Raw genomic sequence first — 26,929 nt, forward strand, 5'->3', positions numbered from 1 at the left:
TTACTGCTTTATGTGCGAGGCGCCCATCTCGACGTAAAAAGACTCTCCTCCTCCCGTTGCGCCCGACAACCATGCCCATTGGAAGCCCAACGTGGTAAACCCAGCGTGATCAACACCCACCGTGCCACGCGACCAGCCCGCCAGCAATTGCCCGTCCAGCGTCAGGCAGTGATAAAGCAGCTCAATGGAATGGGAACCGGTCACTCGCCCCACTTGCGTACCCAGGCGAATCCGCCCGCCCTGGTAAGTGCCGGAAATGGCATCACCTTCAACAAGGTAATGAAACACCGTACCCGCGCCAGATAGTCCTTGGGCGTTGTTGGCGACGGTGAATCGGCGGTTGTTCAGACGTTGGTGGATCAGGGAGGGGGGTTGCATCGAGGTCGCGTCCTTTCGCGGTAGCCTGGAGACCCGGGCGGGTCTCCAGGGCGTAGCGGGTTACTCCACCGTCACCGACTTCGCCAGGTTGCGCGGCTGGTCCACGTCGGTGCCCTTGAGCACGGCAACGTAGTACGACAGCAGTTGCAGCGGGATGGTGTAGAGGATCGGCGACAGGGTGTCATTGATGTGCGGCATGTTGATGACGTGGGTGCCTTCCCCGTTGGTCATGCCGGCTTTCTCATCGGCGAACACCACCAGCTGACCACCACGGGCGCGGACTTCCTGCAGGTTGGATTTGAGTTTTTCCAACAGTTCGTTGTTCGGCGCCACGGTGACCACCGGCATGTCGTCATCCACCAGGGCCAATGGGCCGTGTTTGAGCTCACCGGCCGGGTAGGCTTCGGCATGGATGTACGAAATTTCCTTGAGCTTGAGTGAGCCTTCCATCGCCACTGGGTATTGCGCGCCACGGCCAAGGAACAGGGTGTGGTTCTTGTCGGCGAACAGTTCTGCGACTTTTTCCACGGTGCTGTCCATTGCCAGGGCTTCACCCAGGCGGGTTGGCAGGCGACGCAGTTCTTCGACCAGGGTCGCTTCGACGCCTTCGGCCAGGGTGCCGCGAACCTGGCCCAGGGACAGGGTGAGCAACAACAGGCCAACCAGTTGGGTGGTGAAGGCTTTGGTGGAGGCCACGCCGATTTCGCGACCGGCCTGGGTCAGCAAGGTCAGGTCGGATTCGCGCACCAGGGAGCTGATGCTGACGTTGCAGATGGCCAGGCTGGCCAGGAAGCCCAGCTCCTTGGCATTGCGCAGGGCCGCCAGGGTGTCGGCGGTTTCGCCGGACTGGGAGATGGTCACGAACAGGGTATCGGGTTGCACCACCACCTTGCGGTAGCGGAACTCACTGGCGACTTCCACCTGGCACGGGATGCCGGCCAGTTCTTCCAGCCAGTAACGGGCAACCATGCCGGCGTGGTAGCTGGTACCGCAAGCCACGATCTGCACGTTGCGCACTTTGGCAAACAGTTCGGCAGCTTGCGGACCGAAGGCGTTGACCAGTACCTGGTTCTGGCTCAGGCGACCTTCCAGGGTGCGTTGCACCACGGCTGGCTGCTCGTGGATTTCCTTGAGCATGAAGTGGCGGTATTCACCTTTGTCGGCGGCTTCGGCACCGTCGCGGTATTGCACGGCTTCGCGCTCGACGGATTGACCGTTAACGTCCCAGATCTGCACGCTTTCACGGCGGATGTCGGCGATATCGCCTTCTTCCAGGTACATGAAGCGGTCGGTGACTTGGCGCAGGGCCAGTTGGTCGGAGGCGAGGAAGTTTTCACCCAGGCCCAGGCCGATCACCAACGGGCTGCCACTGCGGGCGGCAACCACGCGGTCGGGCTGGCTGGCGCTGACCACGGCCAGGCCATAGGCACCGTGCAGTTCCTTGACCGTGGCCTTCAGGGCGACGGTCAGGTCGCCAAGGTCCTTGAGTTTGTGGTTGAGCAGGTGAGCGATGACTTCGGTGTCGGTGTCCGAGGTGAACACATAACCCAAGCCTTTGAGTTGTTCACGCAGCACTTCGTGGTTTTCGATGATGCCGTTATGGACCACCGCCAGGTCACCGGAGAAGTGCGGGTGGGCATTGCGTTCGCACGGCGCACCGTGGGTCGCCCAACGGGTGTGGGCAATCCCCAGGCGACCGACCAGCGGCTCGCCAAGCAGGGCTTGCTCCAACTCGCTGACCTTGCCCGGGCGGCGCATGCGCTCGAGCTTGCCGGCATTGGTGAAGACGGCCACACCGGCGCTGTCATAGCCACGGTATTCCAGGCGCTTGAGGCCTTCGAGCAGGATGGCGGTTACGTTACGTTCAGCGACTGCGCCTACGATGCCACACATGGTGTTTCTCCTAGATGATTGCCGCGCATATCAGCGTAATGCCGCGGGCTTGGATCTGGTCGCGGGCCTCAAGCGGCAGGCGATCATCGGTGATAAGGGTATGGACGCTGCTCCAGGGCAGTTCCAGGTTGGGAATCTTGCGGCCGATCTTGTCCGATTCGACCATCACCACCACTTCACGGGCGACCTCGGCCATGACACGGCTCAGGCCCAGCAATTCGTTGAAGGTGGTGGTACCACGCTGCAAATCGATGCCGTCGGCGCCGATGAACAGTTGATCAAAGTCGTAGGATCGCAGCACTTGCTCGGCGACCTGGCCCTGAAACGAATCCGAATGCGGGTCCCAGGTGCCGCCGGTCATCAACAACACCGGCTCGTGTTCCAGTTCGCTCAAGGCGCTGGCCACGTGCAGAGAGTTGGTCATCACCACCAGGCCGGGCTGGTGGCCCAGCTCGGGGATCATCGCGGCGGTGGTGCTGCCGCTGTCGATAATGATGCGTGCGTGTTCGCGCAGGCGCATGACCGCAGCACGCGCAATCGCACGCTTGTAGACCGACACCGGTTGAGTGGCATCGCCCACCAGCTCCTGAGGCATGGTGATTGCGCCACCGTAGCGGCGCAGCAACAGGCCGTTGCTTTCCAGCGCGGCCAGGTCCTTGCGGATGGTAACTTCCGAGGTTTCGAAACGCTTGGCCAATTCGTCCACGCTGACTTCGCCCTGTTCATTGAGCAAGGTCAGGATGTTGTGGCGCCGTTGGGGTGTATTTCGTTTCGACATGGCGATGATAAGTTTCGTTTCGAAAGATAACGAAGGCAATCAAAACCTATCGGCGAAAGATCGTCAAGCAGCAAACCTCATTTTTTCAAGCTATACAAAACAAATGTGGAAGGGGGCTTGCTCCCGATCGCGGCAGATCAGTCAACTTTGCATCGACTGAACCACCGCCATCGGGAGCAAGCCCCCTTCCATATTGGCGTTATGCTGCCTGTGAAATTGTGGATAACTCAGGTCTTTTTGATTTTGACCGGGCGTTTCCAGCCGTCGATATTGCGTTGGCGGGCGCGGGCTACGGCCAGTTGGGACTTATCCACATCCTGGTTGATGGTTGAGCCCGCGGCAGTGTTCGAACCATCACCGATAGTCACTGGCGCAATCAACGAGTTATTCGAGCCGATAAATACGTCCTCACCAATAGTGGTCTGGTACTTGTTGGCACCGTCGTAGTTGCAGGTGATTGCGCCAGCGCCGATGTTGCTGCGAGCACCGATCACGGCATCACCGAGATAGGCCAAGTGGCCGGCCTTCGCATCGTCACCCATTTTCGCGTTTTTCAGCTCGACGAAATTGCCAACGTGCGCCCTGGCGCCCATCACTGTCCCCGGACGCAGCCGCGCAAACGGGCCGGCATCGCTGCCCTCCCCCATTACGGCGCCATCGATATGGCTGTTGGCCTTGATCACCGCCCCCTTGCGCAGGGTACTGTCCTTGATCACACAGTTAGGGCCGATCACCACGTCGTCTTCGATGATCACACGGCCTTCGAGGATCACGTTGATATCGATCAGCACATCGCGACCCACGCTGACTTCTCCGCGCACATCGAAGCGTGCCGGGTCGCGCAGGGTCACACCCTGGGCCATCAGGCGACGACCTTCGCGCAACTGATAGTGGCGTTCAAGCTCTGCAAGCTGCTTACGGTCGTTGGCGCCCTGCACTTCCATCGGGTCGTGGGGTTGTTCGGTGGCGACCAGCAGGCCATCGCTCACGGCCATTTCGATGACGTCGGTGAGGTAGTACTCGCCTTGGGCGTTGTTGTTGGACAGACGGCTCATCCAGTCAGCGAGCTTATTGGCCGGTACTGCGAGAATGCCGGTGTTGCCTTCGGTGATCGCGCGTTGGGCCTCGCTTGCGTCCTTGTGCTCCACGATAGCCGCGACCTTGCCGTCGGCATTACGCACGATGCGCCCATAGCCGGTAGGGTCGTCCAGTTCGACGGTCAGCAGGCCCATCTGGCCAGGCACGACGTGCTTGAGGAGGCGTTGCAGGGTTTCCACTTCGATCAACGGTACGTCGCCGTAGAGGATCAACACCGTATCGGCGGTGATGAACGGCACCGCCTGCGCAGTGGCGTGGCCGGTACCCAATTGCTTATCTTGGAGAACGAAATTCAAGTCGTCTGCGGCGAGGCGTTCACGCACCACGTCCGCACCGTGACCGATCACCACGTGAATGCGCTGTGGGTCGAGTTGTCGAGCGCTGTGGATAACATGGCCAAGCATGGAGTTGCCGGCAACCGGGTGCAGCACCTTGGGCAGGGCCGAACGCATACGGGTGCCCTGGCCTGCGGCGAGAATGACGATTTCAAGAGACATGAATGGCTACCAATCCTGGGCGGTCCGGCGTCAGACCAACGAAGTGTTTTGCTGAAAAAGAAAAAGGGTAGCCGAGGCTACCCTTTTTAATCAATCGCGCATGAAGCATGACGGCGTGGCCGCTTACTTCTTACGGATCTGCTGGAGCGTGCGCAGCTGAGCTGCAGCCTCAGCCAGACGTACAGCAGCAGCGCTGTAGTCGAAGTCCGCACCCTTTTCGTTCAGGGCTTTCTCGGCAGCCTTGACGGCTTCCTGAGCGGAGGCTTCATCCAGGTCGCCAGCACGTTGCACAGTGTCGGCAAGTACCTTGACCATGTTCGGCTGAACCTCGAGGAAACCACCAGAGATGTAAAACACCTCTTTTTCCCCGCCTTGCTTGGTCAGCGTGATCGGACCTGGCTTCAAGCTGGTGATCAACGGCGCGTGGCCCATGGCAATACCCAGGTCACCCAGGTCGCCGTGTGCAATCACCATTTCTACCAGACCGGAGAAGATTTCCCCTTCCGCGCTGACGATATCGCAGTGGACTGTCATAGCCATCTGATTGCCTCAACCTGATGAGCGCCCGTTGCCGGGCGCTTGGATTACAGTTTCTTGGCTTTCTCGATCGCTTCTTCGATGCCGCCGACCATGTAGAACGCTTGTTCTGGCAGGTGGTCGTAGTCACCGTTGAGGATGCCTTTGAAGCCAGCAATGGTGTCTTTCAGGGAAACGTATTTACCCGAGGCACCGGTGAAGACTTCAGCCACGAAGAACGGCTGCGACAAGAAGCGCTGGATCTTACGAGCGCGGGATACCAACTGCTTGTCGGTTTCCGACAGCTCGTCCATACCCAGGATCGCAATGATGTCCTTCAGTTCTTTGTAACGCTGCAGCACGTACTGAACGCCGCGAGCGGTGTCGTAGTGCTCCTGGCCGATCACGTTCGGGTCCAGCTGGCGCGAAGTCGAGTCGAGTGGATCGACCGCTGGGTAGATACCCAGGGAAGCGATGTCACGGGACAGTACGACGGTGGCGTCCAAGTGGGCGAAGGTGGTCGCAGGCGACGGGTCGGTCAAGTCATCCGCAGGTACGTATACCGCTTGGATCGAAGTGATCGAACCTTCCTTGGTCGAAGTGATACGTTCTTGCAGAACGCCCATCTCTTCAGCCAGGGTCGGCTGGTAACCTACTGCCGAAGGCATACGGCCCAGCAGTGCGGATACTTCAGTACCGGCCAGGGTGTAACGGTAGATGTTGTCGACGAACAGCAGAACGTCGTTACCTTCGTCACGGAACTTCTCGGCCATGGTCAGGCCAGTCAGTGCTACGCGCAGACGGTTTCCCGGCGGCTCGTTCATCTGACCGTAAACCAGTGCCACTTTGTCCAGAACGTTGGAGTCCTTCATCTCGTGGTAGAAGTCGTTACCCTCACGAGTACGCTCACCCACACCAGCGAACACGGAATAACCGCTGTGCTCGATGGCGATGTTACGGATCAGTTCCATCATGTTTACGGTCTTGCCTACACCGGCACCACCGAACAGACCGACTTTACCGCCCTTGGCGAACGGGCAAACCAGGTCGATAACCTTGATGCCGGTTTCCAGCAGGTCGTTGCCGCCAGCTTGTTCGGCGAACGAAGGTGCTGGACGGTGAATGCCCCAGCGCTCTTCGGTGTCGATCGGGCCAGCTTCGTCAATCGGGTTGCCCAGTACGTCCATGATCCGGCCCAGGGTCGCTTTACCGACTGGTACGGAGATGGCAGCGCCAGTGTCGACAACGTCCAGACCGCGCTTCAAGCCTTCGGTGGAACCCATCGCAATGGTACGAACTACGCCGTCGCCCAGCTGCTGCTGAACTTCCAGAGTAGTTTCCGCGCCTTGTACTTTCAGCGCGTTGTAGATGCTCGGTACGCTGTCGCGTGGAAATTCCACGTCGATAACGGCGCCGATGATTTGAACGATACGTCCGCTACTCATAGCTGGATCCTCTGAATATTTGAACCGTTAAACCGCGGCAGCGCCGCCGACGATTTCCGAGATCTCTTGGGTGATCGCAGCCTGACGCGCCTTGTTGTAGATCAACTGCAAATCGCTGATCAGATCACCGGCGTTATCGGTAGCGTTTTTCATCGCGATCATCCGCGCCGCTTGTTCAGCTGCGTTGTTCTCGACCACCGCCTGGTACACCTGCGACTCCACGTAGCGCACCATCAAGCCGTCAAGCAGCTCTTTGGCGTCTGGTTCGTAGAGGTAGTCCCAGTGGTGCTTGAGTTCCTGATCCGGAGTCGCCACCAGTGGAATCAATTGCTCCACGGTTGGCTGCTGGGTCATGGTGTTGATGAACTTGTTGGATACCACGGACAGGCGGTCAATCCGGCCTTCCAGGTACGCATCCAGCATCACCTTCACACTGCCGATCAAATCATTGATCGACGGCTCTTCACCCAGGTGGCTGATAGCTGCAACGACGTTACCGCCGAAGTTACGGAAAAAGGCCGCACCCTTGCTACCAACAACACACAGATCGATCTCGACGCCGTTTTCGCGGTTTACCGCCATGTCCTTGACCAGGGCCTTGAACAGGTTGGTATTCAAACCACCGCACAAACCACGGTCACTGCTCACTACCACATAACCCACACGCTTGACGGCGCGTTCGATCATGAACGGGTGGCGGTATTCCGGGTTGGCGTTGGCCAGATGCCCAATTACCTGGCGGATACGTTCCGCATAAGGACGGCTAGCAGCCATGCGCATTTGTGCCTTGCGCATTTTGCTGACCGCCACTTTTTCCATGGCGCTGGTAATTTTTTGCGTGCTTTTGATGCTCGCAATCTTACTGCGAATCTCTTTTGCGCCTGCCATGTAACACCTATCAGGTTAGCAAGCGGGAGCCTTGCGGCTCCCGCTGCGGCTTACCAGGTTTGGGTGGCCTTGAACTTCTCGATACCGGCTTTCATGCCAGCGTCGATATCGTCATTGAAGTCACCCTTCACGTTGATCTTCGCCATCAATTCGGCGTGATCGCGGTTGAAGTAAGCAATCAGCGCTTGTTCAAAGCTGCCGACCTTGGCGATTTCAACGTCGGTCAGGAACCCACGCTCAGCGGCATACAGCGACAACGCCATGTCAGCGATCGACATTGGGGCGTATTGCTTCTGCTTCATCAGCTCGGTAACGCGCTGACCATGCTCAAGTTGCTTACGGGTCGCTTCGTCCAGGTCAGAAGCGAACTGGGCGAATGCCGCCAGTTCACGGTACTGAGCCAGAGCGGTACGGATACCACCGGAGAGCTTCTTGATGATCTTGGTCTGAGCGGCACCACCCACACGGGATACCGAAACACCGGCGTTCACTGCAGGGCGGATGCCCGAGTTGAACATGGCCGATTCCAGGAAGATCTGACCGTCGGTGATGGAAATCACGTTGGTCGGAACGAACGCGGAAACGTCGCCAGCCTGGGTTTCGATGATCGGCAGTGCGGTCAGGGAACCGGTTTTGCCGGTCACTGCGCCGTTGGTGAACTTCTCTACGTATTCTTCCGAAACGCGGGATGCGCGCTCCAGCAGACGGGAGTGGAGATAGAACACGTCGCCTGGGTAGGCTTCACGGCCTGGTGGACGGCGCAGCAGCAGGGAAATCTGGCGGTAAGCCACTGCTTGCTTGGACAGATCGTCATAAACGATCAGCGCGTCTTCACCGCGGTCGCGGAAGAATTCACCCATGGTGCAACCGGAGTACGGTGCCAGGAATTGCAGCGCAGGAGATTCCGAAGCACTGGCAGCCACGATGATCGTGTTGGCCAGGGCGCCGTTTTCTTCCAGCTTGCGAACCACGTTGGCGATGGTCGATTGCTTCTGACCGATGGCTACGTAGACGCAGAAAATGCCGCTGTTCTTCTGGTTGATGATCGCGTCGATCGCCAGAGCGGTTTTACCGATCTGACGGTCACCGATGATCAGCTCACGCTGGCCACGGCCGACAGGGATCATGGCATCGACAGCCTTGTAGCCAGTCTGTACAGGCTGGTCTACCGACTTACGCCAGATCACGCCTGGAGCAACTTTCTCGACCGCGTCGGTCTCGGTGTTGCCCAGTGGACCTTTACCGTCAACAGGGTTACCCAGTGCGTCGACTACGCGACCCAGCAGTTCCTTACCAACCGGAACCTCCAGGATGCGGCCGGTGCACTTGGCGCTCATGCCTTCAGCCAGACTGGTGTACGCGCCCAATACAACGGCACCTACGGAGTCTTGCTCCAGGTTGAGGGCCATACCGTAGACGCCGCCCGGAAACTCGATCATCTCGCCGTACATAACGTCGGCCAGACCGTGAATCCGCACGATGCCGTCAGATACGCTGACGACAGTGCCTTCGTTACGGGCTTGGGAGGTCACATCGAGCTTGTCGATGCGGCCCTTGATAATTTCACTTATTTCGGAAGGATTGAGTTGCTGCATTGCTCTGCTGCCCCTTCAAACTCAAGATTTCAATGCTTCGGCAAGTTTCGCGATTTTGCCGCGAATCGAGCCATCGATAACCAGGTCGCCGGCACGGATAACAACACCACCAATCAGGGATGCGTCCTCCGAAGCTTGCAGGCGCACTTCCCGATTGAGTCGTGCACTGAGAACCTTGGCGAGTTTGTCTTGCTGTTCTTGGTTCAATGCAAAAGCACTGGTCACTTCAACGTCTACCGATTTCTCTGCTTCGGCCTTGTACAGGTCGAACAGAGCGGCAATCTCCGGCAAAAGCGGGAGACGGTCGTTTTCGGCAACGACGTGGATGAAGTTCTGCACTTTCACATCAAACTTGTCGCCGCACACTTCAATAAAAGTGGCGGCCTTGTCTGCGCTCGTCAGGCGCGGGGCCTTGAGCACGCGCTGCATGGTGTCGTCTTGCGACACTGCTGCAGCCAGGCCGAGCATGGCTGACCAAGAGGCCAGCTGCTGGTGGGCCTGGGCGTGCTCGAAGGCTGCCTTAGCGTAAGGTCGGGCCAACGTGGTCAGTTCTGCCATGATCGCCCTCGCTTAAATTTCAGCAGCCAGTTTGTTAACCAGCTCCGCGTGCGCGTTTTGATCGATTGTGGCACCGAGGATCTTCTCAGCACCGCCGACCGCCAGAGCACCCAGTTGGGCACGCAGCGCGTCTTTGACGCCGTTCAGTTCCTGTTCGATCTCGGCATGAGCCGAAGCCTTCACACGGTCAGCTTCGACGCGGGCTTTTTCAACAGCCTCTTCGACGATCTGGTTACCGCGCTTCTTGGCTTGCTCAATGATTTCAGCTGCCTGTGCTTTAGCATCGCGCAGTTGATGACCCACTTTCTCTTGGGCCAACTCCAGGTCGCGAGCTGCACGGCTGGCAGCGTCCAAGCCATCAGCGATCTTCTTCTGACGTTCGTGCAAAGCCGCGATGACCGGAGGCCACACGAACTTCATGCAAAACACTACAAAAATGAAGAACGCAACGGATTGGCCAATCAGGGTTGCATTAATGTTCACGCCAACACCTCGCTCATTCGTTGTCCATCACTCCAATCAACTCGAAAATTCGAGTGATTAGCCAGCGAGTTGACCAACGAAGGGGTTCGCGAAGGTGAAGAACAGAGCGATACCAACGCCGATCATGGTCACGGCGTCGAGCAGGCCGGCGACGATGAACATTTTAACTTGCAGCATTGGAACCATTTCTGGTTGACGCGCTGCGCCTTCCAGGAATTTGCCGCCCAGCAGGCCGAAACCAATGGCAGTACCCAGGGCGCCCAGGCCGATCAACAGTGCAACAGCGATAGCGGTTAGACCAACTACAGTTTCCATCTTTCCTCCCGACTTTTACGTCGTATGGTTTAGGTTTTTTAGATTTTAAAGCGGTAAAACAAATCGTTTCATAGCCCTGGTGGGCCACCTTCCCGTTTCACCGGGAAGGACATCAGACTAGTCGAGACTGGTCTTAATGGTTCTCTTCGTGCGCCATCGACAGGTAGACGATGGTCAGCATCATGAAGATGAAGGCCTGCAGGGTAATGATCAGGATGTGGAACACAGCCCACGCCCACTGCAGAACCACGCCCAGGCCGCTAAGCCAGAGCAGACCACTGCCGAACATCACAGCGATCAGAATGAACACCAGCTCGCCGGCATACATGTTGCCGAACAGTCGCAGCGCCAGGGAAATCGGCTTGGCGATCAGGGTCACGAACTCCAGCAGGAAGTTCACCGGAATCAGCAGGGCTTGAACGAAGATGTTCTTGCTGCCGAACGGGTGCAGGGTCAGTTCGCCGATAAAGCCGCCGATGCCCTTGACCTTGATGCTGTAGAAAATGATCAACGCAAACACCGACAGGGCCATGCCCAGGGTGGCGTTAGGGTCAGTCGTCGATACGGCACGGAATGGAATGTGCGCATCGCCCGTAATCAGGATGGCCAGCTGAGGAATCCAGTCGACCGGGATCAGGTCGACGGCGTTCATCAGGAACACCCAGACGAAGATGGTCAGTGCCAACGGTGCAATCACCGGGCTACGGCCATGGAAGCTGTCTTTCACGCTGCCATCGACGAATTCGACCAGTACTTCAACGAAGTTCTGCAAAGCACCTGGCTGACCGGACGTTGCCTTCTTTGCCGCCATGCGGAAAATCAGGACGAAGATCAGACCCAATGCGACCGACCAGCCCAGAGTGTCCAGGTGGAAAGCCCAGAAGCCCATTTCTTTGGCCTCTGCTGCGGAGTGGGCAAAGCCCCAGCCGCCATTAGGAAGCTGACCGAAGGTCAGGTTCTGCAAGTGGTGCTGGATATAGCCCGAAGCGGTTGTTTCTGCCATGGTTGCCTCAAACGCCCTAAGGTTTCGAAAGTCTTGTTTTCATTAGCAGGGGAGCGAACCAGCTGACCAGTTGGGTCAACACGAAGACGCCGAATACAGCCAGCGGCGCCAATGGCTTCACACCTGCAAAGGTCAGTGCAAACAGCACTGCCGTCAAAATCAGTTTCCCCGCCTCGCCGGCATAAAAAGACCGGACGATAGCCTGGGCTGCTCGGGCGCCGGAAAACCGAAAGGCCCTGTGAGCAAAATACATATTGGGCAGCAAGGCTATCAGGCCTCCGCAGAGTCCTGAATATCCGGCTACGACTCCATGCCAATACCAAAGCGCCAATGCGGCGATCAGCAAAACGACAAATTGAGCCAATAAAACCGGAAAAACGGCCAAGCGATGGAACGGCAACGTGTTTGGCGTGCGGGTTTCCATCACTCTTGCTCCTCAATGGTCGGCTGCCGGAAATCAATAACTTGGCATAATTTGTGCCGACAAAATGCGCGCAGAGTATAGGGGCGGTTCTGCCCCTATTCAACTGCCGGGTAGTGATTTCCGATCACGCGCTACATAAGCAAATGTTTCAGCGGATGTGAGCAAGGACGCCCTGAAGCTCATCAAGGGAGTTATATCCGATGACCAATTGTCCTTTGCCTTTCTTACCGTGGCGAATTTGCACCGCAGAGCCTAGGCGCTCGGCCAGGCGCTGCTCGAGACGTGCGATATCCGGATCAGGTTTGGCCGTTTCGACCGGTGCAGGTTTGCCGCTGAGCCATTGGCGAACCAGGGCCTCGGTCTGACGAACGGTGAGACCTCGTGCGACAACGTGTCGCGCCCCTTCAACCTGTTGATTTTCCGGCAAACCGAGCAAAGCACGGGCGTGACCCATCTCCAGATCGCCGTGGGAAAGCATGGTCTTGATGACTTCCGGCAGTGCGATCAGGCGCAGCAAGTTCGAAACGGTAACGCGGGATTTCCCCACCGCCTCGGCCACTTGTTGTTGGGTCAGCTGGAATTCCTGCTGCAAACGTTGCAGCGCGATGGCTTCTTCAATCGGGTTGAGGTCTTCGCGCTGGATGTTCTCGATCAACGCCATGGCGATGGCGGTTTCATCCGGCACATCGCGCACCATCGCCGGGATGGTGTCCTTGCCGGCCTGCTGGCTCGCGCGCCAGCGGCGTTCACCGGCGATGATTTCAAAGCGGCCACCCCCAATCGGACGCACCACGATCGGCTGCATCACGCCCTGAGCCTTGATCGAATTGGCCAGCTCTTCCAGCGCCTGCGGGTCCATGTCCCGGCGAGGCTGGTATTTGCCGCGCTGGATAAGGTCCAGGGGCAGGTGTTGCAGCTCGCGTTCGTCGGCCTGCACCGCCTGTTCTTCAAGCGATGTGACGGTCGGACCACTCAACAGTGCATCCAGTCCACGTCCGAGACCTCGTTTCTTGACGGCCATGGGGATTCCTTAAGTTGGCTGGGCTGCAGCGGTGCGTGAGTTGCGGCGTTGGCGACGAACCATCTCGCCGGCCAGCGCCAGGTAGGCAATGGCACCACGCGAAGTCTTGTCGTATGCCAGCGCAGGCATGCCATAGCTGGGTGCTTCGGCCAGGCGGATGTTGCGTGGAATCACGGTGTCGTACAGCTGCTCGCCGAAGTGTTCCTTGAGCTGGGCCGACACATCATTCATCAGGCTCAGGCGCGGATCGAACATGGTACGCAGCAAGCCTTCGATCTGCAGGTTCGGGTTGAGCAGCTCGGCAATACGCTTGATGTTATCCACAAGGTCACTCAAGCCTTCCAGTGCGTAGTACTCGCACTGCATGGGGATAATCACGCCGTCGGCGGCCACCAGCGCGTTCAATGTCAGCATCGACAATGACGGTGGGCAGTCGATCAAAATGTAGTCGTAGTTCTCGCGGATCGGCGCCAATGCGCTGCGCAGACGGCTTTCTTTCATCTGCATTTCCAGCAGCACAACTTCCGCCGCGGTCAAATCGCGGTTGGCCGGCAGCAGTTGGTAACCGCCGTGTTCGGAGTAGTGCATGGCTTGGGCCAGGTCGCACTCACCAATCAGCAGGTCGTAGACCGAGTTTTCCAGGCCGTGTTTATCCACACCGCTACCCATGGTGGCGTTGCCCTGTGGATCGAGATCGATCAGCAGCACCCGACGCTTGGTGGCGACCAGGGATGCTGCGAGGTTGATGCAGGTGGTGGTTTTGCCCACGCCACCTTTCTGGTTCGCTATCGCGAATACCTTAGCCATTCTTGCTTGTGTTCCCAATCATGCCGTGCGGCGCAGTATCAGCAGATGGCGTTGGCCTTGGCAACCGGGTACGGCCAAGGCGTGTTCGCTATCGAGGTGGAAGTCTGCCGGCAATGCTAACAGCTCGTCGCTTGGATGAACGCCCTTCATTGCCAGCCAACGGGTGTCACGATCGCCCAGATGGCGGGTCCAGTTGCTGAAGTTCTCCATGCTGCTGAATGCCCGGGAAACGATTCCGTTGAAAGGCTGTTCAGGCGTGAAGCCTTCGACCCGGCTGTGGATAACTTGCAGGTTATCCAGTTTGAGTTCGAGTTTGACCTGGGTCAGGAAGCGGGTTTTCTTGCCATTGCTATCAAGGCAGGTCACTTGCGACTCAGGAAACAGGATCGCCAGCGGGATGCCGGGCATGCCGCCGCCACTGCCCACGTCGAGCCAACGACCGTTTTCGATAAACGGCATCACGCTCAAGCTGTCGAGCAGATGGCGGGAGACCATTTCGTCGGGGTCACGCACTGCGGTCAGGTTGTAAGCCTTGTTCCATTTGATCAACAGGGCCAGGTAGCCCAACAGCAATTCATGCTGGGCCGGGGTCAGGTCGACGCCCAACTGGCGCGCACCTGTGGATAACTCTTCGGCGTGTTGCGAGGTGACCAACGAACTCAAGCGCTTTGCTCCAACTGACGGCCCGCGCCGCGTTTTTTCAAATGGATCATCAACAGCGAAATCGCTGCCGGGGTGACGCCGGGGATACGTGAAGCCTGGCCCAAAGTCTGCGGCCGAGTTATCCCCAGCTTGCTTTGGATTTCTTTCGACAGCCCGGAAATTCCGGTGTAGTCGATATCCGTAGGCAGCTTGGTGTCTTCACTGGCGCGCAGGCGAGCGATCTCATCCTGCTGGCGGTCAATGTAACCGGCGTATTTGGTCTTGATTTCGACCTGCTCGGCAACCTGTGGGTCTTCTGCGCCCTGGCCAGTCACTTCGACCAGACCCGCGTAGTCGATTTCCGGACGCGACAGCAGGTTCAGCAAGTTGTACTCGTGGGTCAGCGGCGTGCCGAATTTTTCCGCAATCGCGTCGCCTTGTTCAGTGCCCGGGCGAACCCAGGTGCTTTTCAGGCGCTGCTCTTCGAGCGTGATGCTTTCGCGTTTTTTGCAGAAGGCTTCCCAGCGTGCGTCATCAACCAGGCCCAGCTCGCGACCTTTTTCGGTCAGGCGCAGGTCGGCGTTGTCTTCCCGCAGGATCAGGCGATATTCCGCCCGGGAAGTGAACATCCGGTACGGTTCCTGGGTACCCAGGGTAATCAGGTCGTCCACCAACACGCCGATGTACGCTTCATCGCGACGCGGGCACCAGCTGTCTTTGCCTTGAGCACGCAGTGCAGCATTGGTCCCGGCCAGCAAACCCTGGGCGCCGGCTTCTTCGTAACCGGTGGTGCCGTTGATTTGCCCAGCGAAGAACAGACCGCCGATCACTTTGGTTTCCAGGCTGTACTTCAGGTCACGCGGGTCGAAGTAGTCGTACTCGATGGCGTAGCCCGGACGCACGATGTGTGCGTTTTCCATACCGCGAATCGATTGCACGATCTGGATTTGCACGTCGAACGGCAGGGAAGTGGAAATCCCGTTCGGGTACAGCTCGTGGGTGGTCAAGCCTTCGGGTTCGATGAAGACCTGGTGGCTTTCCTTGTCGGCAAAGCGATGGATCTTGTCTTCGATCGACGGGCAATAACGCGGGCCAATGCCTTCGATCACCCCGGAATACATCGGCGAACGGTCGAGGTTCGCGGCGATGATCTCGTGGGTACGTGCATTGGTGTGGGTAATCCAGCAGCTGACCTGTTTGGGGTGCTGCTCTTTGTAACCCATGAACGACATGACTGGGATCGGCGTATCGCCGGCTTGTTCGGTCATCACCGAGAAGTCCACAGAACGCCCGTCAATACGCGGCGGGGTCCCGGTTTTCAAGCGACCGACGCGCAGCGGCAGTTCACGCAGGCGTTTTGCCAGGGCAATCGATGGCGGATCGCCGGCGCGGCCACCGGAGTAATTCTGCATACCGATGTGGATAAGTCCGCCGAGGAATGTGCCGGTGGTCAACACCACGGATTCTGCCAGGAAGCGCAGGCCCATTTGCGTGACAACACCGCGTACCTGGTCCTGCTCGACGATCAGGTCATCCGCTGCTTGTTGAAATATCCACAGGTTCGGCTGGTTTTCCAGGGTTTCGCGAACGGCAGCCTTGTACAGGATGCGGTCAGCCTGTGCCCGAGTGGCACGTACGGCCGGACCTTTGCGGCTGTTGAGCACGCGAAATTGGATGCCACCTTTGTCGGTCGCCATGGCCATCACACCGCCAAGGGCGTCGATTTCCTTGACCAGGTGGCTTTTGCCGATCCCACCGATGGCGGGGTTGCAACTCATGGCACCGAGGGTTTCCACGTTATGCGTCAACAACAGGGTTTTTACGCCCATGCGTGCTGACGCCAGTGCTGCCTCGGTACCGGCATGACCGCCGCCGATGACGATCACTTCAAAACGGGAAGGGAAATCCACCACGCACCTCGTGCCTGCTTATGTAGGTAATTAGGAATTGATTGGTTGAGCTGGTTTTAGAGCTTTGGCGGCAAGTATAGGGACTTAGCCCTTCCTAAAGAACCCTTTGCACAAAATTTAACCAGCTGTGGATGAATCACAGACAATAGAAATTAAAAGAGAGAAATATATTAAAGCTTTGTTTTTATGTTTATTTCTACTGAACAACATTTCTGTGGATAGATCTCTACAGGCCTTAATTTACGTTGTGTACAGCGATTCAAAAGTCTGTGGTCATGTGCCAATGAGGCCGTTGGATAAGTGCGTTAAGCCTGTGGATTAAACAGGTGGTTATCCACAGATGGGTTTTTGCTCAGGTTTCAGGGCCTGTTATCAACTGGGCACAGGAGCGGTTATTCACAGGGCTTAATCCACAGAAATCAGTGAATCTGGCTGTATTCTGTCCACGACGACGCCAGCGGAAACCTTCCACTCGGTGGTGAGCACGGCAAAAAGAGATCTATTGTGAGAAAACCGCAGGACAGTTAATAATAGCGATTATCATTAACCTGCCTTGTCATGCCCTATGTCCCCTTCCTCACACACGGCTGCGGTCCAGAACATCTATGAGCAGCACCATTCCTGGCTGCATGGGTGGCTCAAAGGTAAGTTGCATAACGCCTGCGATGCGGCCGATGTGGCGCACGATACGTTCGTGCGCATCCTGGGCGGGCGGCATGCGGCGCAGATCGTTGAACCGCGTGACTATTTGGCGACCATCGCCAGAGGCCTGGTGATTGATCGTTACCGTCGGCACGCCATCGAACAGGCTTACAAGCAGACCTTGGCCGAACGGCCTGAAGCGAATGCCATCAGCGAAGAAGATAAAGCCATCATCCTCGAGACGTTAGTGGCTGTGGATAAAGCCTTGTCTGCACTTGGCGAGCGGGCCCGGCGGATTTTCGTGCTGTCGCAGATCGAGGGGCTGACTTATCAACAGATTGCCGATCAGCTCCAGGTGTCACTGACCACGGTGAAAAAGCACATGATCCGTGCATTGACTGAATGCTCGCTGATCATGGCCAGCTTGTAATGGCGGCGCCTGATCGCAAGACCTTCGAGGCCGCTGCCAGTTGGTATGTGCAGTTTCAATCCCAGACACCGACCGCCGCCGAGCGCCATGCCTGGCAACAATGGCTCAACGGCGATCCGTCCCATCAGGCCGCGTGGAACCAGATGGAGCAGTTGCAGCGCAGTCTCGGCGCCCTGCCCCAGGATTTCACCCGCCGCGCATTGTCGACCAGCCAGCAACGTCGCCAGGTGTTGAAGTGGATGCTGGTGTTGGGCGGTACCGGGTACCTTGGCTGGAATGTTCAGCAACACACGCCCCTTGGCAACGTATGGGCCGACTACCGGACCTCCGTGGGTGAGCGCCGACGTGTCGAGCTGGCTGACGGCACGCGAATTGATCTGAACACCCGTACGGCAATTGACGTGGTATTCGATGGGCGTCAGCGTTTGATCCGCCTGCGTGAAGGTGAAGTACTTATCCACACAGGCAAGCGGGGTGGCCAAACGCCCTTTTATGTCGAGACGCGCCAAGGCCGAATCCAGGCCTTGGGCACCATATTCAACGTGCGCCAGTTGCCAGATTCCACACGTGTCGGCGTCCTGGAGGATCGGGTGAGCGTAGCGCCTGGTGACCAACCCAACCATGCGCGGCTACTCAGTGCCGGTGAAAGCGCTGACTTTGATCGCCAACACGTGGGGGTTAACCACGCGTACCGCAGCTCACAGGCGGCCTGGGTCGATGGTCAGTTGATCGTATTGAATGCTCGCCTCGCAGAGGTGATCGAAGACCTCGCCCGCTACCGCCCTGGCGTTCTGCAATGCGACTTGGCGTCGGCACGCCTGCGTGTCTCCGGGACCTTCCGCCTGGATTCCACCGATGCGGTACTGGCCAATCTGCAGGCAACACTGCCGATCCAGGTGAAGTACTTCACCCGCTATTGGGTTTCGGTCAAGCGAATCGGTTGATCGCAAAAAATATCCGCACCAGGGGTTATCTTTTTTTTACCTGACACGGCCCTACAGGTAATCACGACGTCACCTTCAGGGCTTACCCACCTATGCGCCTCCCTTCCAAGCTCCGCCAACGACTTTCCTACCACGGTATGACGTGCAGCCTGCTGCTCGCCACGGCAGCCACCGCCAGTGTTTTGTTATCCACTGATGCCCTGGCCGCCAGCGCGGTGCAGCACTACGTCATTGCAGCCGGTCCCCTGGACAATGCCTTGAGCCAATTTGCGGCCAAAGCGAACGTGATTCTGTCTTTCTCACCCCAGCAAACCGCGCGTTTGAGCACGACCGGGCTTGAGGGCGAGTATTCGGTGGAGCAAGGCTTTGCGCTGTTGCTGCAGAACTCGGGGTTACAAGCGGTATCCCAGGCGCCCGGCAGCTATGTCCTGCAAGTCATTCCCGCAGGGCAACTCACGCTTGCGCCCACCACGGTCAGCACTTATCAACAAAGCGGTTTCAACCAGGAGATCGCCGGGGATGTGGGCTACAAGGCACAAAACAGCCGCATCGGTACCAAGACCAGCACGCCCCTGTCAGAAACACCGCGTTCGGTATCGGTCGTCACCAGCCAGCGTATCAAGGACCAAAAGTCGCAAACCCTGACGGAAGTGTTGGGCTACGTGCCGGGTATCTTCGCGCCACCCTTTGCTGCCGGCGACGGTCTGGCCGGTGACCTGTTCTTCATTCGTGGTTTCAATGCCACGGATTACGGCTACGGTTTGCTGCCAGATGGCCTACGCGTACAAGGCAATCGGTATGACACCACCAGTGAGCCGTATGGCCTGGAGCGCGTCGAAATCTTCCGTGGCCCCTCTTCCCTGCTCTACGGCGAAAACGCACCTGGCGGCTTGGTGAACTTGGTGAGCAAACACCCGACTGCCACGCCGCAAGGTGAAGTCCAGCTGGGGTACGGCTCGAATAATCGGCGTCAGTTGGGTGTGGATATCTCGGGGCCGCTCAATGACAGCGGCAATATCCTTGGGCGGGTTGTGATGCTTGGTCGAAAATCCGACACGCAGACTGACCATGTGCCAGATGATCGCCTGTACATAGCCCCCTCACTGACCCTGAATTTCGACGACTACAACACCCTCACCCTGTTAGCCAATTACCAAAAGGACCACACCAATCTCGAACTTGGCCTACCAGCCGCGGGCACCTTGCTGAAAAATCCCAATGGCAAGCTGTCCAAGCACACCCTGCTCGGCGACCCGGACTGGAACACATTTGAACGTGAAGCCTGGAGCACCGGTTACGAATTCAGCCACAGCTTCAACGATGATTGGCAGTTCCGTCAGAACTCGCGGTATATGCAGTCCCGCATCAACCGTCATGAAACCTGGCCCAGCGCGCTGAATAACCGCGGATTCGGTACGCAACTGAACATGACTGCCTACGACCGCTACAACAAGTCGATGGTGTATTCCCTGGATAACCAGTTGGAAGGCAAATTCCAGGTGGGTGGCCTGGAAAACACCGTGCTGTTGGGTGCTAGCTATGACCGCACCTCTTTCAATCAGGATTGGGATGCCGGTTTCGCCGGCACCATCAATGTATATAACCCCGTGTATCTGCGTGATCCACTTACGCCCGTGGCGGTGCAAAACACCTTGCTCGAGCAGCAGATGAAAGGCGTTTATGCACAGATCCAGAGCAAGTATGACCACTGGCTGTTCCTGCTGGGTGGTCGTCAGGACTGGGTCGACAGCGATTTCCGCGACAAGGTCAACAAGGCCAGCAACACCGGCTCGGAAGACCGCAAGTTCACCTACCAGGGCGGGGTGATGTACCAGTTCGACAACGGCCTGACGCCGTACGTCAGCTACTCCACCGCATTTGTGCCGGTGCAGCAGATCTCCAATGCCGGTTCGCCGCTGAAGCCGATTACCAGCAGCCAGTACGAAGTGGGTGTGAAGTACGAGCCGATCGGCTGGGATACGGCGATGACCCTGTCGGTGTATGACCTGCGCAAGGAAGACGACACCTACCTCGACGCCACCACCAACAGCTATCGCCAGGTGGGCGAAAGCCGGGCTAAAGGTGCGGAAGTCGAGGTGAACAGCAACATCACGCCCAACCTGAATGTGACGGCCGCCTACACCTACACTGACGCTCGGATTACCAAGGATTCGGCTACATCGCTGGTCGAAGGGCACCAGATGACGGGAGTTCCACGCAACCAGGCTTCGGTGTGGGGCAAGTACCGATTCCTTGATGGCCAACTCAAAGGCTTGTCCCTGGGCGGCGGTGTGCGTTATTTCGACAGCACCTTTTCCTACACCGCGCCAACGCTGTACGGGAAGTTGGATGCAGGAAGCGTCACCTTGGTGGACGCAGCCGTTGGCTATCAGATCGACAAACATTGGTCTGTGGACGTGAACGCCAAGAACCTGTTCGACAAGGAATATGTATCTGGTTGCAACGACGCGGGCCGCTGCTATTGGGGTGAAAGCCGTACGCTGCTTGGGACGGTTTCGTATAACTGGTGATGGATGAGGGCCTGAAGAATTCTGCTGTTCTTCAGGCCGCTATCGCTGGCAAGCCAGCGCCTACAGGGGTGTGGATAACTTGGTTATTTGCCGATGCAGAAGCTGGAAAATATCCGCCCCAACAAATCATCGGAGCTGAATGCGCCGGTGATTTCTCCCAGCAGTTGCTGCGCCTGGCGTAAATCCTCAGCCAGCAGCTCCCCTGCCCCCGCCAAGGTCAATTGCGCCCGACCATGCTCCAACGCTGCGCTCGCATGACGCAACGCCTCCAGGTGCCTGCGGCGCGCACTGAAGCTGCTTTCCGACGTCTGCTCGTAACCCATGCAGGCCTTGAGGTGCTCGCGCAGCAATTCCAGACCTTCACCTGCCGATTTCGCGCTCAAGCTTAGAGTGACATGGCCATCCGCGCTGGTTTCCATGGCAATGGCTTCACCCGTCAAGTCGGCTTTGTTGCGAATCAAGGTGACTTTGGCCGGGTCCGGCCGTTGCTCGAGGAATTCCGGCCACAATGCAAAAGGATCCACAGCCTCGGGCGCCGTGGCATCCACCACCAGCAACACCCGATCCGCTTCGCCGATGGCTTTGAGTGCGCGTTCCACGCCGATCTTTTCCACCTGATCGTCGGTATCACGCAAACCTGCGGTATCGACTACATGCAGTGGCATGCCGTCGATGTGGATATGTTCGCGCAGGATATCCCGGGTGGTACCGGCAATCTCGGTGACGATGGCGGCTTCACGCCCCGCCAGCGCATTGAGCAGGCTGGATTTACCCGCATTCGGCCGCCCAGCGATCACCACCGTCATGCCGTCACGCAGCAGCGCGCCTTGCCCCGCTTCGCGCAGGACTGTGGATAACTCATCACGAACTTTATCCAGCATCGCCAATACGTGGCCATCGGCGAGAAAGTCGATTTCTTCCTCGGGAAAATCAATCGCGGCCTCGACGTAAATACGCAGGCTGATCAGTTGCTCGGTCAAGTTATGCACACGCAGGGAGAACGCGCCCTGCAGCGAGCGCAGTGCATTACGTGCAGCCTGTGCAGAACTGGCTTCGATCAAATCAGCAATGGCTTCAGCCTGGGCCAGGTCGAGCTTGTCATTGAGAAAGGCCCGTTCGCTGAATTCACCTGGCCTGGCCAAGCGACATCCCAGTTGCAGGCAACGTTGCAGCAACATATCCAGGACAACCGGGCCACCGTGACCCTGCAATTCCAGGACATCTTCCCCGGTAAACGAATTCGGGCCTGGAAAATAGAGGGCCAACCCCTCGTCCAGCACGCTTTGGTCAGCGTCCAGGAACGGTCCGTAATGGGCATAACGTGGCTTCAATTCACGGCCGCTGATAGCGTTGGCTGCAACGCTTGCGAGCGGCCCGGAAATTCTAACGATGCCGACACCGCCGCGACCTTGAGCGGTAGCGACGGCAGCGATGGTTTCACGAGGTGCGCTCATCAGCAGATTCCAAAACAAAAGTGACGGAAAGCAAAACGCCCCACTAGGGGGCGTCTTGAGTGGTTATCCACAGAGTAAATTACGCCGCGGCTTTTGCAGTAGCCGCTTCGATTTTACGTGTGATGTACCACTGTTGAGAGATAGACAACACGTTGTTGACCACCCAGTACAGCACCAGACCGGCTGGGAACCACAGGAAGAAGAAGGTGAAGATGATTGGCATCATTTTCATTACCTTGGCCTGCATCGGATCCGGCGGAGTCGGGTTCAAGCGCTGCTGGATGAACATGGTTGCGCCCATGATGATCGGCAGGATAAAGAACGGGTCTTTGATCGACAGGTCAGTTATCCACAGCATGAACGGCGCCTGGCGCATTTCCACGCTTTCCAGGAGTACCCAGTACAGCGACAGGAACACCGGCATCTGCACCAGAATCGGCAAGCATCCACCCAGCGGGTTGATCTTCTCTTTTTTGTACAGCTCCATCATGGCCTGCGACATCTTCTGCCGGTCATCGCCATGTTGTTCTTTCAGTGCCGCCAGTTTCGGGGCCACGGCACGCATACGCGCCATCGACTTGTAGCTGGCTGCCGACAGAGGGAAGAAGATCCCCTTGATCAGCATGGTCAGGAAGATGATCGACCAGCCCCAGTTACCGACGATGCTGTGGATATGTTGCAGCAGCCAGAAAATAGGCTGGGCAATGAACCACAGGAAGCCGTAATCCACAGTCAGTTCCAGACCTGGGGACAACTCTTTGAGCACGGCCTGGCTTTTCGGACCGGCGTACAGGGTAGCGCTGGTTTCAGCCTTGGCACCGGGTGCGACGGTCAACGCCGGGCCAGTAAAGCCGATGATGTAGTTACCCTGGCTGTCCTTGCGGGTTTGAACCAGGTTCGCATCACCTTTGTTCGGGATCCAGGCGGTCACGAAGTAGTGTTGCAGCCAAGCAACCCAGCCACCTTGAACGGTTTCTTTCAGCGAGCCCTTGTCGATATCTTTCATCGACACTTTTTTGTACGGCTCGTTACTTGTCCACAGGGCTGCGCCCAGGTAAGTCGCGGTGCCGGTGGCGGTGCTGGAAGAAGGATCGGAGCTCGCGTCACGCTTGAGCTGGGCAAACAGGTTGCCGCTCCACGGTTTGCCGCTTTCGTTGTCGATCAGGTAAGTGACCTTCAAGTCGTACAAACCACGGGTGAAGCTGAAGCGCTTGATGTAGTTGACGCCGTCGAGGCTGAATTTCAGGTCGACGTTCAACTGGTTCTGGCCATCGGCCAGTTGATAAGTCTTCTGCTCGGTCGAATAAACCGGACGACCGGTAGCACGTGCATCCGGACCATTGGTGCCGGTCAGGCCGCTTTGCGCCAGATAAGTACGCTCACCACCGTTATCGAACAGTTGGAACGGAACATCCGGATGGTCTTGGCGACGTGGATACAGCGGCAGTTTCAACTGCGCAATATCACCACCTTGTGGGTCGATAGCCAGGTCGAGCACATCCGTTTTGACGTGGATGAGGTCTTTATTGGTGACCACTGGCGTTTCTAAAGGGGCGCTTGTCTCGCCATTCGCGCTGGGAACATCGGCACTCGCGGACGCATTGTTACCCAGCGGGGTGTCCGGAATAGCCGGCGCAGCCTGGTTGGTAGCAACATTCTGAGTCGGCAGGGCAGCCTGTCCATAGTCCTGGTTCCACTTAAGAACCATGACGTAGGACACGATTGCCAGGGCGACGATCAGGATCGTGCGTTTAATATCCATGATTACTCGGCCATCGAAGAAGAACGGGAGGTAGGGATAGGTGGAACCGGGTCATAACCACCGGGATTCCACGGATGACAGCGACCTAAACGACGAAAGGTCAGCCAGCCACCGCGCAGAAGACCATGGTTTTCTATGGCCTCTAACGCGTAGCAGGAACAACTGGGGTAGAAACGACAGTGGTTGGCCATCAGAGGACTAATGGCATAGCGATAAAACTGGATCGGAACGAGGGCCAGTTTACGCATCAAGGCTGTCTACCCCTACAGTTTCGGTGCTGACTGCTGGTGCTGGCTTGTTGGTACGCGCCAAACGTTTCCAGAGCTTGCCGAAATGCTGAATCAATTCGGGGTTTTCTACGTCCCCCAAGCCTTTGCGCGCGACGATAACAATATCCCAACCAACCAGAGTGTCCTGGTGGAGGCGAAACGATTCGCGCATCAGACGCTTGAGGCGATTGCGCTCAACGGAGAGCTTTACGCTCTTCTTGCCGATCACCAACCCGAGACGGGGGTGATCCAGATCGTTGTTACGCGCAAGGAGCAGGAGATTTTTCCCCGGAACCTTGCCGGTGGGGGAGTCAAAGACTGCCTTGAAATGCCGGGGGGTTAGCAGACGCTTTTCCCGACTGAAGTCCTGACTCACCACCAGTACCGGATTATCAAACTGCCAGACGCGCACGACCTTTGGCGCGACGACGCGACAGGACAGCACGGCCGTTCTTGGTAGCCATGCGAGCACGGAAACCGTGGGTGCGGGCGCGTTTGATGGTGCTTGGTTGGAAAGTACGTTTCATGGCGTTGTTACCTGGTTCGTCCACAACGGGCCGGAATGGCCCCCGTTTTAAGAGACCGGCGATTCTAGTGAAAGCAAGCCTCTAGGTCAATTTCCAACCAGCTTTTCCTTTAATTAGATCTCTGCAGCCGATTTGCCCTTTTGCGTCCGCGCCGCTTCCACGGGCAATGCCATAGATATAAAAATAAAGAAGGAAGTTATTTAAAGCTTTTCTGTAAAGCTTATAAAAGCTAGGCAGGCGATCATCTGTGGATAACTGCCTTGAGGCCATGTTCTACGTGATGTACAGAGAATGACAACACGGGGGAGAAACGGTGCTCTGCCTGTGCTGCGCTGTCGGATAAGCTGTGCGTGGAATGGGTTGTTATCCACAGGCCAGTTACCCACAGACTTTCTCCCCCACTTGTGCAACGACCTTAGGGGGGCTTATCCACAGAGCTTATGCACAGACCATTGGTCGCCTTTATTACCCTTAAGACGTTGATTTTGGCCGGTCCGTGATCAACCTACATGTGGATAAGTGGGCGGCTCGCCGCTACAATGGCGGCTGTTTTTGCCTCACCGGCTTTCAACTTAGGGGATATCCGTGTCAGTGGAACTTTGGCAGCAGTGCGTGGAGCTTTTGCGCGATGAGCTGCCTGCCCAGCAATTCAACACCTGGATCCGTCCACTACAGGTCGAAGCCGAAGGCGACGAGTTGCGTGTTTACGCGCCCAATCGTTTTGTTCTCGACTGGGTCAACGAGAAGTACCTGAGCCGCGTGCTCGAATTGCTCGATGAACATGGCAACGGCCTCGCACCCGTGCTCTCCTTATTAATAGGCAGCAAACGTAGCTCCGCACCTCGTGCTGCGCCGAACGCGCCATTGGCCGCTGCTGCGTCGCAAGCCCAGGCGGCACCGGTTGCCAGTACACCTGCACCGGCTCCTTCCAAATCGTCTGCGAAGAAAAATGCAGCCGAGAATGAAGAACCGTCGCGCGATAGCTTCGACCCGATGGCCGGTGCCAGCTCCCAGCAAGCCCCGATCCGTGCCGAACAGCGCACCGTTCAGGTTGAAGGCGCGCTCAAGCACACCAGCTACCTGAACCGCACGTTCACGTTCGAGAATTTTGTCGAAGGTAAATCCAACCAGCTGGCTCGTGCAGCCGCCTGGCAGGTCGCCGACAACCCCAAGCATGGTTACAACCCTCTCTTCCTTTATGGTGGCGTCGGCTTGGGTAAGACTCACTTGATGCACGCTGTGGGTAACCACCTATTAAAGAAGAACCCGAATGCCAAGGTCGTTTACCTGCACTCGGAGCGCTTCGTGGCTGACATGGTCAAGGCCCTGCAGCTCAATGCCATCAATGAATTCAAGCGTTTCTACCGCTCGGTTGATGCGTTGCTGATCGATGACATTCAATTCTTTGCCCGTAAAGAGCGTTCCCAGGAAGAGTTTTTCCATACCTTCAACGCCCTGCTCGAAGGTGGCCAGCAGGTCATCTTGACCAGTGACCGTTATCCGAAAGAGATCGAAGGTCTGGAAGAACGCCTGAAATCGCGTTTCGGCTGGGGCCTGACTGTTGCAGTAGAGCCGCCGGAGCTCGAAACCCGCGTCGCGATCCTGATGAAAAAGGCCGACCAGGCGAAAGTCGACCTGCCTCACGATGCTGCGTTTTTCATCGCTCAACGCATCCGCTCCAACGTGCGTGAGCTGGAAGGCGCACTCAAGCGGGTCATCGCGCACTCGCACTTCATGGGCCGCGACATCACCATTGAGCTGATCCGCGAGTCCCTGAAGGACTTGTTGGCACTTCAAGACAAGCTGGTGAGTGTGGATAACATCCAGCGCACCGTGGCCGAGTATTACAAAATCAAGATTTCCGACCTGCTGTCCAAGCGCCGTTCGCGCTCGGTAGCACGTCCCCGTCAGGTGGCCATGGCACTCTCCAAGGAGTTGACCAACCACAGCCTGCCGGAAATCGGCGACGTGTTTGGCGGGCGTGACCACACCACGGTCTTGCACGCGTGCCGCAAGATCAATGAACTTAAGGAATCCGACGCGGATATTCGCGAGGACTACAAGAACCTGCTGCGTACACTGACAACGTGATGACACCAGCGCAGCTTATTAAGGCAAG

26 protein-coding genes are annotated in these 26,929 nt (G+C 57.5%); 4 read left to right on the top strand and 22 right to left on the bottom strand.

Features of this window, described 5'->3' with window-relative positions; genetic code table 11:
• From BM403_RS21875 to mnmG, 17 genes are all read right to left on the bottom strand, one after another.
• A complete protein-coding gene (locus BM403_RS21875) occupies positions 1-378 on the bottom strand; it encodes an avidin-fold protein (RefSeq protein ID WP_093544800.1) in 378 nt (125 codons plus the stop codon).
• Between the two features lie 60 nt (positions 379-438).
• Positions 439-2,271, bottom strand: coding sequence for a glutamine--fructose-6-phosphate transaminase (isomerizing) (gene glmS / locus BM403_RS21880; RefSeq protein WP_015886641.1), 1,833 nt, complete (start codon positions 2,269-2,271; stop codon positions 439-441).
• Between the two features lie 10 nt (positions 2,272-2,281).
• Positions 2,282-3,049: a DeoR/GlpR family DNA-binding transcription regulator gene (locus BM403_RS21885; RefSeq protein WP_015886642.1), complete on the bottom strand. Its 768-nt coding sequence runs from the start codon at positions 3,047-3,049 to the stop codon at positions 2,282-2,284.
• 227 nt (positions 3,050-3,276) lie between these two features.
• Positions 3,277-4,644 (bottom strand): bifunctional UDP-N-acetylglucosamine diphosphorylase/glucosamine-1-phosphate N-acetyltransferase GlmU, encoded by a 1,368-nt coding sequence (glmU, locus tag BM403_RS21890; RefSeq protein WP_015886643.1) that lies wholly within the window; start codon positions 4,642-4,644, stop codon positions 3,277-3,279.
• A gap of 123 nt (positions 4,645-4,767) precedes the next feature.
• Positions 4,768-5,184: a F0F1 ATP synthase subunit epsilon gene (locus BM403_RS21895; RefSeq protein WP_015886644.1), complete on the bottom strand. Its 417-nt coding sequence runs from the start codon at positions 5,182-5,184 to the stop codon at positions 4,768-4,770.
• 44 nt (positions 5,185-5,228) lie between these two features.
• The gene (gene atpD / locus BM403_RS21900; RefSeq protein ID WP_015886645.1) at positions 5,229-6,605 is read right to left on the bottom strand and encodes a F0F1 ATP synthase subunit beta; all 1,377 of its coding nucleotides are present in this window, start codon (positions 6,603-6,605) and stop codon (positions 5,229-5,231) included.
• A gap of 27 nt (positions 6,606-6,632) precedes the next feature.
• The gene (atpG, locus tag BM403_RS21905) at positions 6,633-7,493 is read right to left on the bottom strand and encodes a F0F1 ATP synthase subunit gamma (protein ID WP_003195829.1); all 861 of its coding nucleotides are present in this window, start codon (positions 7,491-7,493) and stop codon (positions 6,633-6,635) included.
• A gap of 50 nt (positions 7,494-7,543) precedes the next feature.
• On the bottom strand, positions 7,544-9,088 hold the full coding sequence (atpA, locus tag BM403_RS21910; protein ID WP_003177064.1) for a F0F1 ATP synthase subunit alpha: 1,545 nt from the start codon (positions 9,086-9,088) through the stop codon (positions 7,544-7,546).
• Positions 9,089-9,109: 21 nt separating this feature from the next.
• Complete coding sequence (locus BM403_RS21915) at positions 9,110-9,646, bottom strand: F0F1 ATP synthase subunit delta (protein WP_015886646.1); 537 nt, start codon at positions 9,644-9,646, stop codon at positions 9,110-9,112.
• A 12-nt stretch (positions 9,647-9,658) separates the two neighbouring features.
• Positions 9,659-10,129 carry a F0F1 ATP synthase subunit B gene (locus BM403_RS21920; RefSeq protein ID WP_015886647.1) on the bottom strand — a complete coding sequence of 157 codons (471 nt, stop codon included), beginning with the start codon at positions 10,127-10,129 and terminating at the stop codon, positions 9,659-9,661.
• Positions 10,130-10,186: 57 nt separating this feature from the next.
• Complete coding sequence (atpE, locus tag BM403_RS21925) at positions 10,187-10,444, bottom strand: F0F1 ATP synthase subunit C (protein WP_002555987.1); 258 nt, start codon at positions 10,442-10,444, stop codon at positions 10,187-10,189.
• Positions 10,445-10,577: 133 nt separating this feature from the next.
• The gene (gene atpB / locus BM403_RS21930; protein WP_015886648.1) at positions 10,578-11,447 is read right to left on the bottom strand and encodes a F0F1 ATP synthase subunit A; all 870 of its coding nucleotides are present in this window, start codon (positions 11,445-11,447) and stop codon (positions 10,578-10,580) included.
• A gap of 16 nt (positions 11,448-11,463) precedes the next feature.
• Complete coding sequence (locus BM403_RS21935; protein ID WP_015886649.1) at positions 11,464-11,871, bottom strand: F0F1 ATP synthase subunit I; 408 nt, start codon at positions 11,869-11,871, stop codon at positions 11,464-11,466.
• A 148-nt stretch (positions 11,872-12,019) separates the two neighbouring features.
• The gene (locus BM403_RS21940) at positions 12,020-12,892 is read right to left on the bottom strand and encodes a ParB/RepB/Spo0J family partition protein (protein WP_015886650.1); all 873 of its coding nucleotides are present in this window, start codon (positions 12,890-12,892) and stop codon (positions 12,020-12,022) included.
• Positions 12,893-12,901: 9 nt separating this feature from the next.
• On the bottom strand, positions 12,902-13,699 hold the full coding sequence (locus tag BM403_RS21945) for a ParA family protein (protein ID WP_015886651.1): 798 nt from the start codon (positions 13,697-13,699) through the stop codon (positions 12,902-12,904).
• An 18-nt stretch (positions 13,700-13,717) separates the two neighbouring features.
• The gene (gene rsmG / locus BM403_RS21950) at positions 13,718-14,362 is read right to left on the bottom strand and encodes a 16S rRNA (guanine(527)-N(7))-methyltransferase RsmG (protein WP_015886652.1); all 645 of its coding nucleotides are present in this window, start codon (positions 14,360-14,362) and stop codon (positions 13,718-13,720) included.
• Positions 14,359-16,251, bottom strand: coding sequence for a tRNA uridine-5-carboxymethylaminomethyl(34) synthesis enzyme MnmG (mnmG, locus tag BM403_RS21955; protein WP_093544912.1), 1,893 nt, complete (start codon positions 16,249-16,251; stop codon positions 14,359-14,361). Before mnmG ends, rsmG begins: the two co-directional genes overlap by 4 nt.
• Positions 16,252-16,816: 565 nt before the next feature.
• On the opposite strand from mnmG, the gene BM403_RS21960 reads away from it, so the two are divergent.
• The 3 genes from BM403_RS21960 (at position 16,817) to BM403_RS21970 (ending at position 20,798) form a co-directional block, all read left to right on the top strand.
• Entirely contained in the window at positions 16,817-17,323 is a 507-nt protein-coding gene (locus BM403_RS21960) for a sigma-70 family RNA polymerase sigma factor (protein WP_093544803.1), read from the top strand.
• Positions 17,323-18,267, top strand: coding sequence for a FecR domain-containing protein (locus BM403_RS21965; RefSeq protein WP_093544805.1), 945 nt, complete (start codon positions 17,323-17,325; stop codon positions 18,265-18,267). Before BM403_RS21960 ends, BM403_RS21965 begins: the two co-directional genes overlap by 1 nt.
• A gap of 92 nt (positions 18,268-18,359) precedes the next feature.
• Positions 18,360-20,798 carry a TonB-dependent siderophore receptor gene (locus BM403_RS21970; protein WP_093544807.1) on the top strand — a complete coding sequence of 813 codons (2,439 nt, stop codon included), beginning with the start codon at positions 18,360-18,362 and terminating at the stop codon, positions 20,796-20,798.
• Positions 20,799-20,881: 83 nt separating this feature from the next.
• Here the strand turns inward: BM403_RS21970 and mnmE are convergent, their stop codons facing one another.
• The 5 genes from mnmE to rpmH form a co-directional block, all read right to left on the bottom strand.
• Complete coding sequence (gene mnmE / locus BM403_RS21975) at positions 20,882-22,252, bottom strand: tRNA uridine-5-carboxymethylaminomethyl(34) synthesis GTPase MnmE (protein ID WP_046035856.1); 1,371 nt, start codon at positions 22,250-22,252, stop codon at positions 20,882-20,884.
• A gap of 79 nt (positions 22,253-22,331) precedes the next feature.
• Positions 22,332-24,014 carry a membrane protein insertase YidC gene (yidC, locus tag BM403_RS21980; RefSeq protein ID WP_015886658.1) on the bottom strand — a complete coding sequence of 561 codons (1,683 nt, stop codon included), beginning with the start codon at positions 24,012-24,014 and terminating at the stop codon, positions 22,332-22,334.
• A gap of 2 nt (positions 24,015-24,016) precedes the next feature.
• Entirely contained in the window at positions 24,017-24,262 is a 246-nt protein-coding gene (yidD, locus tag BM403_RS21985; protein ID WP_003213574.1) for a membrane protein insertion efficiency factor YidD, read from the bottom strand.
• A complete protein-coding gene (gene rnpA, locus BM403_RS21990; protein ID WP_010565857.1) occupies positions 24,255-24,659 on the bottom strand; it encodes a ribonuclease P protein component in 405 nt (134 codons plus the stop codon). The genes yidD and rnpA overlap by 8 nt, the downstream gene beginning before the upstream one ends.
• A gap of 16 nt (positions 24,660-24,675) precedes the next feature.
• Positions 24,676-24,810, bottom strand: coding sequence for a 50S ribosomal protein L34 (gene rpmH, locus BM403_RS21995; RefSeq protein WP_003213577.1), 135 nt, complete (start codon positions 24,808-24,810; stop codon positions 24,676-24,678).
• Positions 24,811-25,395: 585 nt separating this feature from the next.
• Between rpmH and dnaA the strand changes: the two genes are divergently transcribed.
• On the top strand, positions 25,396-26,901 hold the full coding sequence (dnaA, locus tag BM403_RS22000; protein WP_012721451.1) for a chromosomal replication initiator protein DnaA: 1,506 nt from the start codon (positions 25,396-25,398) through the stop codon (positions 26,899-26,901).
• The last annotated feature ends 28 nt before the right edge of the window (positions 26,902-26,929 follow it).

The sequence above is a fragment of the Pseudomonas sp. OV546 genome (assembly GCF_900116845.1).
GTDB classification, from domain to species: domain Bacteria; phylum Pseudomonadota; class Gammaproteobacteria; order Pseudomonadales; family Pseudomonadaceae; genus Aquipseudomonas; species Aquipseudomonas petroselini.